5 protein-coding genes are annotated in these 4,487 nt (G+C 41.9%); 4 read left to right on the forward strand and 1 reads right to left on the reverse strand.

Annotation, left to right across the window (positions count from 1 at the left end; genetic code table 11):
- The first annotated feature begins 69 nt into the window (after window positions 1–69).
- Both Q8P28_06140 and Q8P28_06145 read left to right on the forward strand, forming a co-directional pair.
- Window positions 70–375 (forward strand): autoinducer binding domain-containing protein, encoded by a 306-nt coding sequence (locus Q8P28_06140; protein ID MDP2682371.1) that lies wholly within the window; start codon window positions 70–72, stop codon window positions 373–375.
- 176 nt (window positions 376–551) lie between these two features.
- Window positions 552–1,316, forward strand: a complete 765-nt coding sequence (locus Q8P28_06145; protein ID MDP2682372.1) for a LuxR C-terminal-related transcriptional regulator — start codon at window positions 552–554, stop codon at window positions 1,314–1,316.
- On the opposite strand, the gene Q8P28_06150 is transcribed toward Q8P28_06145, so the two are convergent.
- Window positions 1,246–1,947 (reverse strand): acyl-homoserine-lactone synthase, encoded by a 702-nt coding sequence (locus Q8P28_06150; GenBank protein MDP2682373.1) that lies wholly within the window; start codon window positions 1,945–1,947, stop codon window positions 1,246–1,248. The two genes, Q8P28_06145 and Q8P28_06150, sit on opposite strands and share 71 nt — an antisense overlap.
- Before the next feature lie 169 nt (window positions 1,948–2,116).
- Here Q8P28_06150 and Q8P28_06155 point away from each other — a divergent pair, with 169 nt between their 5' ends.
- Together Q8P28_06155 and Q8P28_06160 are read left to right on the forward strand one after the other, a co-directional pair.
- Entirely contained in the window at window positions 2,117–2,725 is a 609-nt protein-coding gene (locus tag Q8P28_06155; protein ID MDP2682374.1) for a hypothetical protein, read from the forward strand.
- 236 nt (window positions 2,726–2,961) lie between these two features.
- Window positions 2,962–4,380 carry a sigma-54 dependent transcriptional regulator gene (locus Q8P28_06160; protein MDP2682375.1) on the forward strand — a complete coding sequence of 473 codons (1,419 nt, stop codon included), beginning with the start codon at window positions 2,962–2,964 and terminating at the stop codon, window positions 4,378–4,380.
- The last annotated feature ends 107 nt before the right edge of the window (window positions 4,381–4,487 follow it).

The raw sequence follows: 4,487 nt of genomic DNA on the forward strand, positions 1-4,487 counted from the left end.
TGTTCACTTTCCTTTCTTGCATTTCACACCTCCTTAGGTTATATGATTCTACTATAACCTAACCCTTTGGTGTGTCCACTATTTCGGGGGAGGTGCAAATCTTACAAAGATGAAGAAACAGTTAAGTTCCTTAACAGCGCCGGCGATTTTGGTTTAAAAAATGGCATTGCAAGCGGTGTGCATGACCCTGAACTGAAAAGGACAAGTCTGTTTTCATTTGTATCCAATCGTCCGAGATTTAGTCAGCATCATAAAAAGGTGATGGATATAGTTACCCCGCATCTCCATAATGCCCTTGCCGGGATATGTGAATTAGAAAGACCTGTAAACATTCCTGATGTTATTGGAGGGAGTCAGATTATCAGATATATATAAGACTATAGTGAACGTTAAAAATAAATAGACATCGTAGCTCAAGGCTTTAGCCTTGAAAGTCTTGAGAAACCTCAAACCTGAAGGTTTGAGTTACAGAAACATGTCAACTTATTTATGCCAGATGTGTGGCAGAGACTTTTTAAGACCTTTTCTAAAATTTGTTTAGCGGGGTGATTGTGAACTATAAAAGGTTTTCTAAAAAAGAGTTGATGGATATTCTGGATGTAATCCAGGCCAGTCTTTCCTGCAAAACAGAAGGAGATTTTAAATTCCTGCTGGAAAAGGCAAAGGGGATAGTAGGCGGGGAACACAGTATCTGCGGTCTGGGGATATACGATGCTAAAGGATTGGTTGAGGCTAAAACAATTATAAACAGCACTTACCCTCAGGAATGGCTTTCTATATATCAAAAAAAGCAGCTTTATTTTGTAGACCCTATCGTTATTGAGCAGTATAAATCCTCCGGCACACAACTCTGGTCTGATACCTATAAAAAATACAGGAGTAAAGATATCTCTGAGTTTATTCATAATGCCTCTAACTTTGGCCTTAAGTATGGGATAAGTTCCGGCATTAAATCCAAGTGTAACAGGATGGGGAGTATCATTGTCTTTTCTAACAATAAAAATTATTTTGAAGAACACCAGAAGGAGGTAATGGATGCGCTTATCCCGCATCTGCATCAGGCGCTTGTCAGGATATACAGGCAATTAAAGACTGATATTTTATCCCCTCTTACAGAAAGGGAAATGGATATGGTTCACTGGGTTAAAGAGGGTAAGACAAACTGGGAGATATCCATGATATTAAAAATCAGCGAAAGGACAGTAAAATTCCATCTGGACAATATTAAGGAAAAACTTGGCGCGGTCAGTAAGACCCATGCAGTAGCAATCCTGATGGAGCATGAGCATGAACAGGAAGGGGAACTTGTATCGTAGTCATCCATTCCATGAAATCTGGCCTTCTTTCAAGAGATACCCTTTCAAAATCCCGCCAATCAAGTAAAACTGTCCCTGCTAATACCCCATCCCCCATTCGCAGGAACCCCCCTAATGATTCAAAAGGAAAAAGGGATTTTAAATGTCTGTAATATCTTTTTTCTATGACAGCTATCAGGAACCTGGAGTTATGTGTAAGGCACCAATTATAGACAGCCTTATAAAGCAGATGACCTGTTGTCAAATCTAAATCACCGACCTTATCTGCCCTGCGCTCTTTTTTAACACAGATCCTTGTGCATTCTACCATATACGGAAGTTTCTTAAACGGCTTATCCTTTGGGAGCAGACATGCAAATTCCTTTTCAACCATAAAAGGATAATTGGATTGGATGAGGCGGACATAACCAATAAGAGGCAGATCCTCACCTGTCTGCGCAGACAGGTCAAATAACCCGATAGGGATGGCAAATTTGTCATAGGCATCTGTTTCTCTTTTATCCGGAGAGGGCGGAACCCATTTAAGCTCATCCACAAAAACCTCATGCCTCAAACGATACGCCGCATCCATCTCCTCAGGGGCGCTTAAGGTCTTTATTAAAAGATTATCTTCTTGAAAAATCAGTTCCATGTCTGAACTTTTAGCAGGAACCGGTTTTTTATGTAACTGGCAGGAAGCCCAGTTTGATATTTTATAAATTAGGTATAAAATATAAGATTTTGCTACCTGTCCTTTTGGACAGTTAGTTTTTCCTTGACACAGGTATATAATCTGCTCAACCAAAACAAACCCTTTATTCATGCGAAGGCTTATATACATACCGATTATCCATGGCGAGATAGACATGGGCTCTCTCGCAGACAGGCTCAAAGAGGAGTACATCGCAAAATTTGGCGCGGATAAATGGAGGGAACATCTGAATGTTGCAGACGAACTCTGGAATGAGATAAGGATGAGGCTGGAGAGATTAAATCTGGATTATAAAAAGGTGAAGTTATTTCAGGACGGTTTGCCCAAGAGCGGTAAAGAAATGGACATAGTCAGGGAACTGGCTGAAAAAGGGAGCGCGAATTATAAACTCCTCCTTGATTTAATAGAAAAGGGGGCGCAGCTTATAGGAACAGAAGACCCGCAGCTCCTCATTAGAGAATATAATCATGTCCAGGATATACTAAAGCCTGTCCCCGAAGGTAGTAATCGGGGAGAGACAGCCGTTGAAGACGGCAGAGAGAGGTTGGAAAAGTATAGAGAGATAGGAGCGCTGCTTCTCTCGGAGCGGGATGGCTATATAGCGGGAAGAATAAATGAAAGCCTTGAGCAAGGGGAGACAGGCATCCTTTTTATCGGCATTGCCCATAAGGTGGATAAAAGATTGCCGGAGGATATAAAGACAGAATATCTGAGTTGAAGATTAGACACAGAGGGGGAAGGAAAATTAACCCACCCTCACCTTAATCCTCTCCCTGAGGGAGAGGAGATTTCTACTGCGGGAGCAGGTTTGCAACCTGCTCCCTGAATTTAGTATGTGTTGCATACGAATTATTTGGGTTCAAGTTACAAACTTGAACCCGCAACAGTGCGACACTAAAGAAGACCTACTATCGGTAGGACAGGCATCTCGCCTGTCCAGAGGGGGATTCTCAGATGAAAAGAGTCAAATACAGGGGAACTGTTCTTGTTGTGGATGATGAGGATACGCAGGGGCTCATCTCAGATATCCTCACTAAGAAGGGCTTGCAGGTTATTACGGCCGGAGATGGAGAGGAGGCAATCTCCATGCTTAATGAAGTAGTTCCTGATATTATCATTCTGAATATAGAGATGCCGGGGACAAACGGTGTGGAGACCATAAGGAGGATAAAGGAGAAGAATATACCTTCCATCATTATTGTAACAGTCCAGAGCGATATCCAATCCGCAATCCATGCCGTAAAATTAGGGGTATATAAATTTATTGTCAAGCCTTTTGACAAAAATCTGTTAATCAATATCGTAAATGAGGTGATAGAAAAAAAGTTTTGCATGGAAGATATGAATGGGTTTATAGAGGGAGAAAGGTCATTATCAGAACTTATGGGTAAAAGCAATTCAATACGGGATGTGATTCAAAGAGTAAATAAGGTGGCAAAAACAGATTACACAGTTATCATAGAGGGTGAAACAGGAACCGGTAAAGAATTGATCGCCAGCGCTATTTATAAACAGAGCAAGAGACATAATGGCCCGTTTATAATTGTTGACTGCGGGGCAATTCCGGAGACCCTTATAGAAAGCGAAATATTCGGCCACGAGAAGGGGGCATTTACAGGCGCTCATCAGAAGAAAAATGGTTATTTCTCTCTTGCCAATCACGGCACTATCTTTTTTGATGAAATATCCAACCTCCCTCTGACCAGCCAGTGTAAATTCCTCCGCGCAATTGAAGAGAGAAGGATACATGCCGTAGGAAGCGAAAGCACAATCCCTGTAGATGTCAGGATTATTGCGGCGTCTAATCTCCCGCTGGATAGAGAGGTAACTGCCGGCAGGTTTAGAAATGACCTCTATCATCGCCTGAACGAGTTCTGTATAACACTGCCGTCCCTCCGTGAGAGAAAGGAAGATATTATTTTTCTTGCAGAGAGATTCGTCAGGGAGACCAGCGGAGAATTAAAAAAGGCAACCTTGAAATTCTCTGATGAGGCAATGGAACACCTTGTCAATCATCCGTGGCCGGGAAATGTCAGGGAGATAAGGAACACTATCAGAAGGGCGGCGCTTCTGGCAGATAATGTTATCAGACCGGAAGATCTATCTCTTAAAACAAGGGCTTGCAACGTGGAAGATATTGACACGGCTGATGCGGGTGGAGCAGCCCTAACCTTTAAAGAGGTTTCCCATAAAGCAACTGCCGAGGCAGAGAGGGCGGTGATTCAGGATGCGCTGAATACAACAAAGGGAAACAAGAGCAAGGCAGCAAAACTCTTAAACATAGATTACAAAACCCTCTACTATAAAATTAAGAATTATAGGATTTCAATCCTAAACAAATCGCCACATTCAACGAGCAAGTGCAACACTTGAGCTAAAGACCTCATAAGGTGTTTTGTAATTAAGACACTTGCGAGGCCTATTATTTAATAAAGATTCAATGTGTTTTATCTTGTGACTGCTCACTGTAGCAAAATCGG

The organism is Deltaproteobacteria bacterium, assembly GCA_030690165.1.
Classification (GTDB): domain Bacteria; phylum Desulfobacterota; class GWC2-55-46; order UBA9637; family UBA9637; genus JACRNJ01.

What these genes read in the sequence shown, in the direction of transcription:
- Q8P28_06160 (MDP2682375.1), top strand. Translation starts at nt 2,962, where the DNA reads ATGAAAAGAGTCAAATACAGGGGAACTGTTCTTGTTGTGGATGATGAG.
- Q8P28_06150 (MDP2682373.1), bottom strand. Translation starts at nt 1,947, where the DNA reads ATGGAACTGATTTTTCAAGAAGATAATCTTTTAATAAAGACCTTAAGC.
- Q8P28_06155 (MDP2682374.1), top strand. Translation starts at nt 2,117, where the DNA reads ATGCGAAGGCTTATATACATACCGATTATCCATGGCGAGATAGACATG.